Below are 14,579 nucleotides of genomic sequence, written 5' to 3' on the forward strand. Positions count from 1 at the left end.
TTGATAACTCTCCCGCTTAAACAAAAAACTTCTGTAACAATCATCAGTATTCCAAGAGGGTAAATCAAGCTAAAATAAAGTAGTTAGCTGGACATACAAGTAATAAAATTAGATCAGTTTAATTGTTTAAAGCTAATACCTGTTAAACGAAAGACAATAAACTTTAATGAGGCTTAAAGTTTTAAAATATTAAGCTGTGTGGTTACGCTATGCTGTCTTTCCGTTAGCTAAACCTCTAAAAATATAAATATTAAGAAAGCCACACAGATTCATTATAATATATTGATTTATAAAGAATTGATTATTCTTTATTTAAAAAAAACTTTACTATCATAAACTTCTTTTGTTTCAATCCCTCTTATAATGAATTAATTAAAATCATTCATTTTTGCATCATAAATGGGATTAATGTGTGGATAAAGACTATTGAAGAAAGGCATAAAAATAATTCTTATTAATGTTCTTAAGTGCTAAAAGTTATCATAACATTGGAAAAATAGTATAATGGCACAGGCTTGCTCTTTTATTAAGTATAAAGATGATGGTGCAACAATAGCTTTACTATTATACCATTTATGGGTATTGTTGTGTAATGGAGAAGAGCGTTGAAAGAGGTTTCTTAAAAAAGATATGTAAATTGGCAACACGATGGTGTTTTGTTCTTTTATAGGTACATAAAAAAAGAAGTCATTGATAGCCTTTTATTTATTCAGGTGGTGTTTTGGGGGCTCTTTTCCAATATTGTTGCGCCTCAAAAATGACGACCACAAATAATGAAAGGATGAGCGGTATAATCAAATAAAACATTCTAAAGACAATAAGTGCTGCAATAACATCGGTTGGATTTATATTGGGCATGCCTGTTATGAAAAGAGCTTCAAGAACTCCTACTCCTCCTGCTGGAGCATTAGAGAGAAGAGTTATCGTAAAAGACGCTAGGAAAACACCAAGAACAGAGATAAAATGAATATCTGCGTTATGTGGGAGAACAGCATATATAATTCCTGCTGCTCCTAAAAGCTCTAGAGGGCTAATGAGAAGCTGTTGAATAACAATTTTCAGTCGTGGATAGGAAAGTTGAATTTTCTTCCCCAAGCGTAAGGGCTTTAACTGAAGCCAGCTGCCAAACGTATAAAGTGCTATACAGCTGAGTAAAATTGCTCCAGCCGTTGTTCCGAGCCATTCAGGAAGTTCTTTATGAATGAGGGTGATAATTTCGGGTTGCAGCACCAAAACGATTCCCAAAAGTAAGATTGTGCCGATTACAAAAGTAAAAGAGCAAAAACCTACTAATATTGCGATTTCTGTTCCGTTTAATCCTTTCATTTTATAGGCGCGATAGCGTACAACGGCACCAGAAAAAACTGAAGCACCGATATTGTGTGAAAGAGCGTAGGTTGTAAATGAACATATAGCGATAAAAATCCAAGAAATTTTATGGCCTAGATGTTGCAAGGCAATTCGATCATATCCAGCAAGAGCAGCATAAGCTAGGAGAGAACATAAACAGGCTAATAACCAGTGCTGTGCATTTAAATTGCTCAAGCGCTCCAATACATCCCCAAATGAAATGGCAGAGAGCTTCATATAAAGAATTCGAATAGATACCAGCATTGCTAAGATACCAATCAATGGCCATATAAATTGCTTTATTTTCACGATTCTGTATCCATTTTATGTTTTCTGTAAATTTTCATGATTGAGCATATTCCTTACAGATCTTCGTTCTGTTATATACTCTATAATACCATTGGCAATTTCTTCATCATCTGTTACTACAACATCAGCACCTAAATCAATGAGATATGTTGTTTCTGTGTCGGATAATGCATGTGTGATTATCTGGATATCTTTCTTCATATCACGGATATTCACGATACATTCTCCTACTTCAATGGTACTTCGCATTGTAATAACAACTTTATGTGCATTATTTATATTTGCTGCGTTCATTATTTCTTGTTGAATGATATTGCCGCAAATAGCCTCAAAGCCATCTGCAATCGCTTTATCAGAGAGGCGTTTTGATTCTTCTACGATCACTATAGGTTCACCTCTATTTATTAAAGATAATGCAACACACTTACCGATACGACTATAGCCAATAATTACGATATGGTTGTTTTTTAAGGTCATCGGTAAAAAATCTTGGTCAGGATCTTGTGGATCAATATCAATAATTGTTTGGGTATTTTGTGAAGATGCAGAATTTTTTTCTAGACGTTTTTTAATTTTATTACAGGCAATGAAAACAAGAGGATTGAGCAAAATAGAAAAAATTGCTCCTCCAAGAATTAAATCATGAGCGTCATTGTTTAAAAGTCCTAAGCTTAAACTTAAACCAGCAAGGATAAAGGAAAATTCTCCGATTTGGGCAAGGCTTGCAGAAATAGTCAAAGCTGTTGCATTAGAATAGCGAAAAGCTTTAACGATGAAAAAGGCAACAGCAGATTTTCCGATTACGATAATGAATAAGGTTGCTAAGAGAGGGAAAAAATGAGTTAAGAGTTTCTCGGGGTCAAATAACATGCCTACAGAAACAAAAAAGAGAACAGAAAAAGCATCGCGCAGTGGTAAAGATTCTTCCGCGGCACGGTGGCTTAATTCTGATTCGCTCATGACCATACCAGCAAAAAAAGCACCAAGAGAAAGAGAAACTCCAAATAAATGAGCGGCTCCGAAAGCTACTCCTAATGCAATAGCAAAGACGCTAAGACGAAATAATTCACGTGATCCCGATTGTGCGCTCATTTTTAAAAGCCATGGGATAACGCGTCGCCCAATGACGAGCATAAGTGCAATAAATACAATTACCTTCAGGATGGTGAGACCAAAAATACCCCAAATACTTAAATCCAACCATTGAACAAGAGGATCCAACGCTTCTTTTTTGGTATTGCTGAGGGCACTTGCCAAGGAAGGGATGAGGACAAGTATAAGGACCATTGCTAAATCCTCAATAATCAACCATCCAACGGCAATGCGTCCTTTTTCTGTTTCAATAAGATGACGCTCTTGCAAAGCACGTAGCAGGATAACGGTACTTGCTATGGATAAAGCAAGACCGAAAATCAAACTACCACTAAAGCCCCATCCCATAATCAGACCAAGGCACAAACCTAGAAAAGTAGAAAATGCCATTTGTGCAATAGCAGCGGGGACAGCAATAGCTTTGACAGATAAAAGGTCTTTTAATGAAAAGTGGAGCCCAACACCAAACATCAGCAAAATAATACCAATTTCAGCAAGTTGATTAATGATGACGGAATCTATTTTAAATCCGCCTGTATTGGGTCCCACAATAACACCAGCTAACAAATAGCCTACAAGGGGTGAAATACGTAAACGGCTAGCAATCATTCCCAAGAGAAATGCTAAACATAAGCCTGCAACAATAGTTGTGATAAGTGGTGTGTCGTGGAGCATGGATTATTTACTATTCTTGATCAAAAAGCGAATGAATGAAAACGACTATATTTCTATGAGAAGAGAGGCGAGATGTACCATACGCATTAAAGGGCATTTTTATTTCACTTTGATATTTGCACGATTATTTCGCTCACGCCACCAATTTCCTAGCAGGAGTAAAATAGGAGCAGCAATAAAGATAGAGGATGATGTTGCAATAATAATCCCAAAGACCATGGGTAATGCAAAATTATGAACAGCACTTCCACCCCATATCGCCATGGGGAGCATCGCAAGAATTGTTGTGGCTGATGTAAAAAAACAACGTACAAGAACCTGATTAATTGACAGATCAATCAGCTCGCGCAACGGCATTTTTTTATAAAGACGCATATTTTCGCGCATCCTATCATAGACGACAACTTTATCATTTATAGAATATCCAACAATTGTTAAGAGTGCGGCGATAGCCGTTAAATTAAAATCAAATTGAAATAAAGCAAAAAAGCCAATCATTTTTGTGGTGTCTAGAATGAGAGTGATAATTGCTCCAATGGCAAAGAACCACTCGAAGCGTAACCATATATAGAGAGACATGGCAATAGCCGCAAGAATAACAGCAGTAAAAGCAGCTGTGGCAAGCTCACCTGAAATTTTGGGACCAACAACTTCTATTTGATCGAATGTGGTATCGGGATAGATATTTTGTACAGCTGTTTTGACCTTATCAATGGCGGTGGTTTGTTGTGCTTCGCCACCGCTTTGTTTCTGCATGCGAATTAATACGGTATTTTCGTTATCAATATTTTGCAAGGTAACTTCACCAATATTAAGAGTAGAAAGCTTGGAACGCAGAGTTGCTAGATCTGCTGGTCCTTTCGTGGTAATACTCATTTGGCTTCCGCCAATGAAATCAATACCAAAATTCAATCCAGGCTTAAAAAAGAGAAAAACTGAAGCCATTGATAAAACAATTGAGACGCCAATACCAATGAAACGTGCTTTCATAAAGTGGAAAGTTGTGTTTTGTGGCATGATGTTGAAAGCAGAGTGAATATGCAATTTTTTAATTTTCCATTTACGAACGATCCAAATCATGATGATGCGTACAATGGTGATATTTGTAAACATGGAGATGATAATACCAAGCAACATTGTTACGGCAAAACCACGAACGGGACCGGTCCCGAACCAAAATAGTAAGACGGTCGCTATAATTGCTGTAACATTTGCATCAACAATGGTTGCAAAAGCGTGTTTAAATCCACGATCTAGGGCTGCAAAAGCACCCACACCTTTTCGACTTTCTTCACGGATACGTTCATTGATAAGGATATTAGCATCAACGGCAATACCGATGCCTAAAATAATACCAGCAATACCAGGCAGCGTAAGCGTAGCTCCCAAAAGACTCAGTGCAGCAAATGTTAAAATTGTGTGCAGAGCTAGTGCTATATTGGCAATTAATCCCCAAATACGATAGAGAAGAAAAATAAAAATTGCAACAAGAATAAAGCCAATTATGCCGGTGTAAAGTCCCATTTGGATAGCATCAGCACCAAGATTTGGACCTACGGTTCTCTCTTCAATGACCGTGAGTGGTGCGGGGAGGGAACCAGCACGAAGCAGAGCAGCCAGAGTTGAGGCTTCTTTGGGGTCAAAGTTTCCTGTAATTTGACCTTGTCCATTGGGAATGACACTATTGATGGTCGGAGCGGTTAAAACTTTATTATCCAGAACAATGGCAAAAGGACGGTTAATATTTTGTCGTGTTATATCGGCAAATATTTTTGCACCAGCGGAATCTAGCGTAAATGAAATAATGGAACGTCCTGGTATTTGGGGGTCAAAACCTGCACGGGCATCTTTCAGGACATTTCCATCTAAAGCAATTTGATCATAAATTGCATAATGTTGTGTTGCATCAGTGTATCCAAGGAGAATAGAAACACCTATAGGGGGGTTATTGGGGTCCACATTAGAAGGAACAAGATGAAAACTCATCTTAGCGGTTGTTCCTAAAAGATCACGCAGTTGTTTTGGATCTTGTAGTCCAGGCAATTGGACCATAATACGATCATTTCCGACCTTTTGGATGGCTGGTTCTGAAACACCAACTTGATCTATACGACGACGGATGATTTCTAAGCTTTGTTCAATAGCATTGCTGACACGGTCTTTTATACCAGCTTCTGTTAATGTGACGCGGAGAGTTTCATTTTGAGCACTGATCGTGATGTTATGTTCTGTTGTGCCAAAGCTACTGTGTATGGGGGTTATTAATGTTTTCAAAGCAGAGAGTGCTTTTTCAGTTTGCGATGGGTCAGAAATAAGGGCAATAACGCTATCTTCAACGATACGCACACTTGAGGTGCGGATTTGTTTTTCACGCAATACATTGCGCACATTGCTTAAAACTATATGTAACTGATCGCGTTTTAACGTTTTGCTATCAACCTCGAGCAGGAGAGAAGAGCCTCCTTGAAGGTCAAGACCAAGTGCTACACGGGTGTCGGGTAAGAATTTCGAGTTTTTAACTTGTTCGTGTGAAAATAAATTGGGTAAGGCAACATAAATGCTGCTTAAAAGAATAAAACAATAAAGGGTAGTTAACCAACCAGGTGTACGCATGATATATTCCGTAAATAGGCAATCTAACAGTTATTCAAAGTTAAAAGCACAAGTAAAATAAGATGATCGTTTTTATATTCAAGGAAGAGAATTAAGTATGTTCATTGGGAGGAGCGCGTTTATTTGAGAAATATTGTGTTTTAACGTTACGAAATCGTGTGTCAACAGCTGGAATCTTTATTAAAAAGAAATCCAATGTTAGGATTTTTTGAAAGGTCCTCATAAAAATAGATTCTGTATGGAGTGTTACAAGTTTTTTGTTTTCAGTTGTGGTAACATTCACCTGATCACACTTATGATGTAAATCAAATCTATTCGTTTTAATGACATTATTGGTGTGTGATTGTTTGACTAAATAAGCACGCGTTTCTAGGTTGCTTGTCAAGAATACACCTAAACTGGATAGAAAAATCCAGGTTGTCAAAGGAAGAAAATCTTCTTTTTTGCAATAAAGGTGCAAAAAAAACATGCTAGAGTGCCTTCTTTAATCTTATTGAGTTCAGCTTATTTATCATTCTTTTATCTTATTACCAGTATTATAGGATAAGGGAAAGCTTTTATAAGATTATTCTATAAAAGTTGAAAATATCTACTTTATACCATATTTAAAAGAGAAAAATAAAATCCCTTTTGTGCTCATAAGGTAGATATGTATTCATTTTGTAGAAAAAACATCCACATACTTTTCCTTCTTTTGGGGATTATCTTTGTATTTAATTCTGGTGCATGGGGTAATAGGGGGGCACAAAATACAATTGTCGAACAAACGATAGCTTCTTATTCAGTTGATGAAATTATTCTGCAACAACAGTTGATTATTAAGACTCTTGAAGAAAATACTGAAACTTTAAAAAGAGATTTTGACAGAAAGCCAGAAGATGAGCGTGCTTTAGAAGAATTACGGTTACGTGCACAAGATATCAGTGAACGTGCTATTGAGGCAGCATTTGTTTTGCGTCCTCCTCTTAATGAGATTAATACACTTCTTGATCAATTAATGGAGCTCCATCGTGACGTGAAAAAACTGAAAAGCTCTGTGAAGGAATATTCCTATTTGATAGAGCAAAAAGCTAAAATTAACAGTATCATGCTTCGTTTTGAAGCAATTTTCTTAGCGGCAAATAGAATAGCTGAACTTTCTATTTCTCAATCTCGGGAGCTTTTTAAACGCACGCTTACGTATAGGCTTGAGTTTTCGATTCCGATGGTTAAACATCTCGTCCAAAAAACAAAAGAGGCTTCATCAGATTTTCTTGTGTTGTTAAATTCTTGGTGGAATTTTATATTTTACTTCAAGTTTTTACAACTATTTCTTTGCTTTTTAATTCCACTTTTTATTACTTTGGGACTTTCGTATTTTTCTCAAAAAGTTCTTGTTCATGTGTATTGCCACTTTACGAAGTCTAATGAGGAAATATCTTATTTACAACGCTTATTGATCGCCTTTATTTCAGTTCTCTTACCTTCACTTGTATGTATTCTTTGCGTTTATCTTGTGTTGTTTTTGTTTCGTAGTTTTAACTTAGATCTAGGTAAGCTTACAACAGTTTTTGATATGATAGGTTGTCAAATTATTTTATTATTTTTAATCAATCGATTAGCTGTTGTTCTTCTATCATCGAATAGGCCCCATGTAGGTCTTCTCAAGATTACATCATCGTCTGCTTATCAATTAGTGATTTTACTCACTTCTTTAGGGGGTATTTTGGCATTTGACGCTGTTCTTGATAGTATTTATCAAATCATTTCAGCGCCTCTATCTTTAACAATTGCTAAAAGTTTTATTGCTGTTTTTCTTGTAGCGATATTGCTATTTATAATATCATTTGTACCTTTGCGGTTTAGACGTAGGCGTGTTCAAGAAGAAAAAAAAGAGCCATACTTTTGGCCATTTTATATACGCATTCCTCTTATTGGCTTGGGGTTACTGCTCTTTGTATTGAATTTTTTAGGTTACGTTGGACTTGCGCGTTTTATTACGCAGCAAATTATGATTGATGGAGCATTTTTAGTTCTCATGTATTTAGGAATACAAAGCGCTCAAGCACTTGGAACTAAAGACCAATTTATGAAAACAACGGTTGGTCATCTTTTGATGCAGAGGTTTCATTTAGAAGAAAAAACGATGAATCAATTGGGAGTTTTTGTGAGCGTTTTTCTCAATTTATTTGTTGTTATATTTTGTGCAATGCCAATTGCTGTACAGTTTGGATTTTCCTATTCTGATTTAAAAGCAGTTTTGTGGCAATCGGTGACCGGTTTTCAGATTGGAAATATTAGTCTTTCTTTGATTTCTCTTGTAACAGGAATTATTTCTTTTTGTGTTTGCTGGTTTCTTATTCGCCGATTTATTGGTTGGTTAGATAATGTGGTGTTGGTTCATGGAGAGTTCGATTCTGGTATACGTAATTCTATCAAAACAGTGATAAGTTATGGAGGCGTTGTTGTATCTTCTTTGACCGGATTATCAATGGCAGGTTTGGATCTTAGAAATTTCGCTCTTATTGCTGGAGGACTTTCACTTGGTATAGGTTTTGGTTTACAGAATATTGTCCAAAACTTTGTCTCTGGACTTATTATTTTAGTTGGAAGACCATTTAAAATAGGGGACTATATAGAATCTGGATCAGTAGGGGGTGTTGTTAAGCGTATTAGTGTGCGTGCAACGGAACTTGAGACAATTCAGCGTAAGACGATTATTATTCCCAATTCAAGCCTTATTAATAACAACGTTAGTAATTGGACACGACGTAATAAAGTAGGACGAATTGATATACCAGTTACTGTATCATCTAAGGTTGCTCCAGAGCATGTTGCTGAAATTTTGTTAGAGATTGCTTCTGCGACAGAAGGCGTTTTAAAAAATCCTATCCCACAGGTGAGTTTTACAGCATTTGATCGTAAGAGTTTTTCCTTTAATTTGGCTATTTATGTGCCTAATATTACCTCATCTTCTCATGTAACCAATGCTCTTCAATTTAGCCTATATAAGCGTTTTTCTGAGGAAGGAATCTTAGAATGCTGAAATATACTTATATTTTGATTACAGTTATTCTATTAAGTATTTTTACCATAACAGCTTTTGCTGCAACAGTGAAGAATACTGATTTAAAGATACAATCTCTTATTGTTGTTGAAGGAAGTATACCTTCAAAAATTTCTTTAAATACTCATCAAACAATTACAATTTGTATGAAGGGATGTTTTATAACTTTTCCTAATAAAGACCGTTTTGCAATAAAGGCAGATGATAATATAGAAATCAGTAGGGGAAGAGCAATTTTTAAATAAAATGATTGAGAATTTTTGTTTGGGGACAAGATTTAGAAGGATAATGATATTGTGTGTAATTAATAATCTCATCCTTTAGAAAATGGTAAAAAAAAGTATGATTTTAGTATAAAATGGATGTTTTTTTATACTATGTAGAATCTACAGTATGCATTTTGGATGTAAGAATATTGAGGTATTTATAGTATTGTTAATGAACATCGATTTTCTAAAAATAATTACATCATTTTTAGAATTTTTTCATAAAAAAAGGCATAAAATATACTATTTTGTGATTTTTTGCGGTAATTTTAATACAAAATGTTTTATATTTCCTCCTTTTGACAAGATAATAGGTATTTTTATTAAATATTTATTATTTGAAGTAATCATTATTATAATATTTTAAAATTTATTTGATAATATTAAATTTTGATGTAATGATATATTAATATAGTAATAGATTTAAATGTAACTATAAAGGAGTATATGCGATTTTGCAGCATAAGATTTTATAAAACTTTGTTTTTCTAAATGTGATTTTTGATTATATTTAAATTTAGCAATGGGGTATAATTTTATGAATACAAAATTTATAACAGCATCTGTTTTTTCTTTGATTTCACCTTCTATAGTACAGGCTGCAGATGTGGTGGCTCACGAAGAGCCATTACATGTTGCCTCAGAAGTTGTTGCTTCTTCACCTTTTTCTTGGGCAGGTTTTTATTTCGGGGGGCAAGTTGGTGGCTTTTCAAGTAAGACTTCTGCAATAACGCGTGATGTTTATATTCCTCTCTATCCCGATGAGGAGAGTAAAAGTAAACCATGGGTGCCTGTCGAGAAGCAGTATATGCCTGAGCTTTCTGGATTTATAGGTGGTTTTTATGCGGGTGTTAATTTTGATCTCGGTAATAATTTTATTGTGGGGATTGATACGGATATGCTTTTAACGGAAAAAAAGGATACAAAAACAAGATTTCAGGCTGATGAAACGAGTGCAGGTGGTCCTAACACTGGTGGATCGGGCACTGAAGGATCGGGTACTGATACTGAGGAATTAGGTACAGAAGGAAAAAGTCGAAAAAAGGCAAAACTTGTCAGAAGACAGGGTAGAGACTTTTCTCGCTCTTCTGCAGAGGATAAAGAAGAGAAAGACAGTTTAACGTTTAATCATACGTTAAAACAAAAATGGACAGGTGCTACACGGGTGCGTGTTGGGTTTTCTGCGGGGCATGTGATGCCTTATATTGCTGGTGGTGTTGCTTATGGACAGTTTCAAGATATTTTGTCGACAGTAATTACGGGAGGTGAGCCATTTAATAGGACATCGGATGTAACAAAAACGATGATTGGTTATACTCTCGGTGGTGGTGTTGATTTTGCAATGACAGATCATCTTGTTGTGCGTGCGGAATATCGTTACTCAGATTTTGGTAAAAGGAAATTTAAAGACGAGATTGAAGTTAAGTATAAGACGAATGATTTTCGCGCAGGAATAGCTTACAAATTCTAATTTTGTAGGATAAAGGAGCTTAAATTTAAGAGGTCCTATTTCTTCGATAGGGCCTTTATTTTTTAATTTTATGCATTGTAAACACTATTTTATGGTGAAAAAAGGGGGGCTTTGACTTTGAGTGAGAATGAGGAGGTAAGGAAGAGTTACTCAGATTCTTAATTGTTAAGAATAAAAAATTTTTAGTTCACGAGGTGTGGTTGAAACATTTGTTGGCAAAGAAGGATTGCTTCGTCTTTCATATTATTACAGTTATCACTTTATAATACCGTTATAGAGTTGCAAACAGTAAACTTAAAGAGAGTTTTTACTATCTAAGTAATGAGAAAATAAAGAAAATTCACATAGAGTGGTGCGGACGGCGTGCACGTTTGTGCAACAATTTTTTCTTCCCTTAGAACTCTCTAGAATATCACCTGATAGCACAGTTTATCTTTTTTCTATTTAATAACTAATTGTTTTTATTTTATTTTATTTATTAAATTGCCTTTTATATATAATCTTGGTACCAGATGAAAGTGCTCCAAGTGTAATTCAAAAGGTGTTTTTAAAAAGGTGGTTCGAAGAACGTGATAGACTGTCTGTCTTATCTGTAAAAAATCTATCTAAAGGAAAATATGCTGACAGAGCTGGTTTATGGCTTATCAAAACTACACCAGATCAAGGATGATGGCTTTTTAGGTTTGACCTCAATAAAAGACGACGAGAAATGGGATTAGGCTCTTGTCGCTATGTATCTTTAAAAGAAGCACTGTTCAAAGCTTTAGCTTATCGTGATCTTTTAAATCAAAGAATTGACCCGATTCGCCGAAAACAAAAAGAAAATTTGCGTCGAGCAGGGGGGATTTCTTTACGAGAAATTGCCTCTAGTGCTTTTGAAGCGAAAAAAAACGAATTGAAAAATGAAGGAAAAGCAGCAAGCTGGTTAACACCTCTTGAGTTACATGTTTTTCCTAAACTTGGTGATACGCCAATCATTGAACTGACGCAAATTGATATAAAAGGATGCATTTCTTCCATTTGGAAGACAAAAAACGAAACAGCAAGTAAAGCTCTATCCCGCTTGAATATAGCTATAAAACATGCGGCGGCACTTGGTATAGATGTGGATATGCAATTAAAAGCAAAAGCTTTATTAGAAAAGTTTATTCAAAATACCCAAAATATTCCAGCTATGCCATGGAAAGAAATGCCTAAGTTTTTTCAATCTTAAAATGATGAGCTTGTATCACATCTAGCTTTAAAACTTCTTATTTTGACGGTTTTTTGTTTTATACCAATCAGGCATATTCGATCAGAAGAGATTTATGGATCAATATGGATTATCTCAAAAGAAAATATGAAGAGAATTGTTGGAAAGGTTTCTGATTTTCATGTGCCGCTTACAGATGAAGCGTTTGCTGTTATTGAAAAAGCAAAAAAATGGTTTTTTATTTGTTGAGAGTTTTGGAAAGCCTATATCTGATGTAGCACTTTCTAAATTTATGAAAAACAAAGGTTTTAATTATAGACTTCATGGTTTCAGATCGATTCTGCGGGACTGGATAGCAGAGACAACGTTAAAAAGCTTGATGATATGTCTGAAGTATAAGCACAAACGGTGTTACATCTTTTGAAAGATAAACAAAACAGGCAAAAGGTAGAAACAGATTCTACTATACAAGATGCCGATATAGCAACGCCACACGAACAGGGAACGGCGGTGTGAGATGGAACAAAGAACAGCAGAATGGTTTCAAGCGCGCTTAGGTAAAGTCACTGCTTCAAACGTTTACAACGTACTCAGTAAGACAGCAAAAGGTTTGCCTACAAGCAAATATGAAGACTACAAAACGAAACTCATGGCAGAACGCTTAATAGGGGAAATAAGCCAATCTTATACAACACCTGCTATGCAATGGGGCATTGTAACATGAAGAGAATGCCTTAAGAGAATATGAATTCATTTATGACGCAGAAGTCACAAGATGCGGGTTTATCCCACACCCAAAAATGAAAATGGCTGGTGCAAGTCCTGATGGGTTGATTGGAGAGGACGGTTTAATCGAAGTCAAATGTCCACAATCAACAACCCATCTTCGTTTTTTCATTTATGACGAAATCAAGCCTGAATATATCGCACAGATGCAATTCCAAATGGCATGCACTGGACGCAAATGGTGTGATTTCATGAGCTATAATCCAAACTTTGTAGGCAAATCTACTGGTTTGAGAATGAAAATCAAACGCATCAATCGTGATGAGGAACACATTGAAGAGATTAATAAAGCGGTCGAAATCTTTTTAGGGGAAATAGAACAAGAGATGCAAAAGATTTTGACAAAAGCTGCTTAAACCTATGGGGGTGCTCTCTCCTCCCAGCACCCCCGCCCATTTAATTAATATAAAAAAGAGAAAGGTAATGAGATGATATTTGATGATGGAGATGGATATGTAATAACACGTGAGTGTGCAAAGTTTTTTAGTGTATCCACAACCACGATTCGTAATTGGGTGCTTCAAGGGGGCCAGAGCTATATAAGCTAGGGAGAGCAGTGAGATGGAGAAAGAAAGAGATCTTATCCTTCACTCCAAAGAAAAATAAGGAACAAATTAGCTAAAGTTGTATAAACCGTAGAAGGTGGTCTAAAAGTTGGTCTTAAAATAGCTCTTTAAAGAAAAAATCTATATATTTAATGTGTTAAAGATACAAAATGGTGCCCAAAAGAGTTTCAATAATTTTAAATAAAATAAATGAGTTATTGCGATATGGGGGAAATTTATCATTATTGATTCCATTAATGTTTTTTATAGCACTATCCCTCATTTTTTTTGGAGCTTTTTTATCGCTTCTATAGCTAGCCTTTTGCGATCTGCGCTTTTTGTATAAAGAGATGCCATGTTGTCGTCGGTCCATCCAAAAATTGCCTTGAGTTGTGATACTGTTGCACCTGAATTAGCGGCGCGTGTTGCTGCTAATTTTCTTAAGCCATGTGCTGATTTTTTGATTCCCGCTACGTTACAAGCCTCACGAAAAAGGTTGCCAAAACTTTCTTTTACGAGTTTATTTCCGTTTTTTCCGCAAATGAATGTTTCATTTCCAATAGGACCAATTTTTAGAGTTTCTGCTAATTCAGGCAAAATGGGTAGAAAAACATCTGTTTGGAATTTACTTTTCTCTGTCTTGAGATGAATGATATTATCTTTGACATCGTTCCAACCAATGCGGACCGCATCACCACGACGCAAACCCGTGTAAAGAAGAACATCAATCCAGACGCGTTCATGTGAACCATGTGACCAATGGTGATAATATTTTTCAACATCTTCTTCTGTCCAAACAGCAAATCCATCTTTGTTGTTGAGAGGAGGTCTTTTTATTCCTAAAGCTGGGTTATTCTCCAGAAGTTCTTGATCGATCGCCCAATTAAAAAGTCCATTAAGTGCTTTTAGAAAATTTTGGGCAGCTGTTGGTTTTTCTTTGCGGCGTTCAACACCCGCTGTAATATGTGATTTCTTTATTTCTCTGTATGGAATGTTTCCTATAGCATCACATACCTTCATAAGGATAAGTTCTCTTTGTCTTTTCGTAGCTTTAGCAAGGCTATGCCAATGAACGCTGTTAAAGTATTGTTTAAGCAGCCATGCAAATGACCCTTCAACAAGTTTACCGGTTTTTGATTTAGGAAGTATAAGTCCTTGTAACTCGGCAAGTGCGCTTTTGTAGTTATCAACAAACTCTTGCGTTCCATAGGTACCGCGTATTCTAATGCGTTTG

General features: G+C 35.8%; 9 protein-coding genes and 2 pseudogenes. 6 read left to right on the plus strand and 5 right to left on the minus strand.

The window, feature by feature from the left end; all coding sequences use genetic code 11:
• Positions 1 to 705: 705 nt before the first annotated feature.
• The 4 genes from ACFIMC_RS03655 to ACFIMC_RS03670 form a co-directional block, all read right to left on the minus strand.
• The gene (locus ACFIMC_RS03655; protein ID WP_375613484.1) at positions 706 to 1,659 is read right to left on the minus strand and encodes a YbhN family protein; all 954 of its coding nucleotides are present in this window, start codon (positions 1,657 to 1,659) and stop codon (positions 706 to 708) included.
• A gap of 15 nt (positions 1,660 to 1,674) precedes the next feature.
• The gene (ybaL, locus tag ACFIMC_RS03660; RefSeq protein WP_375613485.1) at positions 1,675 to 3,426 is read right to left on the minus strand and encodes a YbaL family putative K(+) efflux transporter; all 1,752 of its coding nucleotides are present in this window, start codon (positions 3,424 to 3,426) and stop codon (positions 1,675 to 1,677) included.
• Between the two features lie 99 nt (positions 3,427 to 3,525).
• Entirely contained in the window at positions 3,526 to 6,039 is a 2,514-nt protein-coding gene (secD, locus tag ACFIMC_RS03665; RefSeq protein ID WP_375681013.1) for a protein translocase subunit SecD, read from the minus strand.
• Positions 6,040 to 6,130: 91 nt separating this feature from the next.
• On the minus strand, positions 6,131 to 6,508 hold the full coding sequence (locus tag ACFIMC_RS03670; RefSeq protein WP_375668463.1) for a hypothetical protein: 378 nt from the start codon (positions 6,506 to 6,508) through the stop codon (positions 6,131 to 6,133).
• A 180-nt stretch (positions 6,509 to 6,688) separates the two neighbouring features.
• Between ACFIMC_RS03670 and ACFIMC_RS03675 the strand changes: the two genes are divergently transcribed.
• The 6 genes and pseudogenes from ACFIMC_RS03675 to ACFIMC_RS03700 all read left to right on the plus strand — a co-directional run bounded on the left by ACFIMC_RS03675 (position 6,689) and on the right by ACFIMC_RS03700 (position 13,422).
• On the plus strand, positions 6,689 to 9,064 hold the full coding sequence (locus ACFIMC_RS03675) for a mechanosensitive ion channel domain-containing protein (protein ID WP_375671952.1): 2,376 nt from the start codon (positions 6,689 to 6,691) through the stop codon (positions 9,062 to 9,064).
• Positions 9,058 to 9,330 carry a hypothetical protein gene (locus ACFIMC_RS03680; protein WP_375612155.1) on the plus strand — a complete coding sequence of 91 codons (273 nt, stop codon included), beginning with the start codon at positions 9,058 to 9,060 and terminating at the stop codon, positions 9,328 to 9,330. The genes ACFIMC_RS03675 and ACFIMC_RS03680 overlap by 7 nt, the downstream gene beginning before the upstream one ends.
• Positions 9,331 to 9,889: 559 nt before the next feature.
• The gene (locus ACFIMC_RS03685) at positions 9,890 to 10,822 is read left to right on the plus strand and encodes an outer membrane protein (protein WP_375634718.1); all 933 of its coding nucleotides are present in this window, start codon (positions 9,890 to 9,892) and stop codon (positions 10,820 to 10,822) included.
• A gap of 709 nt (positions 10,823 to 11,531) precedes the next feature.
• Entirely contained in the window at positions 11,532 to 12,035 is a 504-nt protein-coding gene (locus ACFIMC_RS03690) for a tyrosine-type recombinase/integrase (protein WP_375671951.1), read from the plus strand.
• Between the two features lie 496 nt (positions 12,036 to 12,531).
• A pseudogene (locus tag ACFIMC_RS03695) lies at positions 12,532 to 13,156 on the plus strand (lambda exonuclease family protein).
• 72 nt (positions 13,157 to 13,228) lie between these two features.
• Positions 13,229 to 13,422, plus strand: a pseudogene (locus ACFIMC_RS03700) (helix-turn-helix transcriptional regulator).
• Between the two features lie 202 nt (positions 13,423 to 13,624).
• On the opposite strand, the gene ACFIMC_RS03705 reads toward ACFIMC_RS03700, so the two are convergent.
• Positions 13,625 to 14,579, minus strand: a 955-nt coding sequence (locus ACFIMC_RS03705; RefSeq protein ID WP_375681014.1) for a tyrosine-type recombinase/integrase, incomplete at its 5' end; no start/stop codon positions are given.

This window comes from Bartonella sp. AP21QHHD, from assembly GCF_042196205.1.
Classification (GTDB): Bacteria; Pseudomonadota; Alphaproteobacteria; order Rhizobiales; family Rhizobiaceae; genus Bartonella.

What these genes read in the sequence shown, in the direction of transcription:
- ACFIMC_RS03685 (WP_375634718.1), top strand. Translation starts at nt 9,890, where the DNA reads ATGAATACAAAATTTATAACAGCATCTGTTTTTTCTTTGATTTCACCT.
- ACFIMC_RS03670 (WP_375668463.1), bottom strand. Translation starts at nt 6,508, where the DNA reads ATGTTTTTTTTGCACCTTTATTGCAAAAAAGAAGATTTTCTTCCTTTG.
- ACFIMC_RS03680 (WP_375612155.1), top strand. Translation starts at nt 9,058, where the DNA reads ATGCTGAAATATACTTATATTTTGATTACAGTTATTCTATTAAGTATT.
- secD (WP_375681013.1), bottom strand. Translation starts at nt 6,039, where the DNA reads ATGCGTACACCTGGTTGGTTAACTACCCTTTATTGTTTTATTCTTTTA.
- ybaL (WP_375613485.1), bottom strand. Translation starts at nt 3,426, where the DNA reads ATGCTCCACGACACACCACTTATCACAACTATTGTTGCAGGCTTATGT.
- ACFIMC_RS03690 (WP_375671951.1), top strand. Translation starts at nt 11,532, where the DNA reads ATGGGATTAGGCTCTTGTCGCTATGTATCTTTAAAAGAAGCACTGTTC.
- ACFIMC_RS03675 (WP_375671952.1), top strand. Translation starts at nt 6,689, where the DNA reads ATGTATTCATTTTGTAGAAAAAACATCCACATACTTTTCCTTCTTTTG.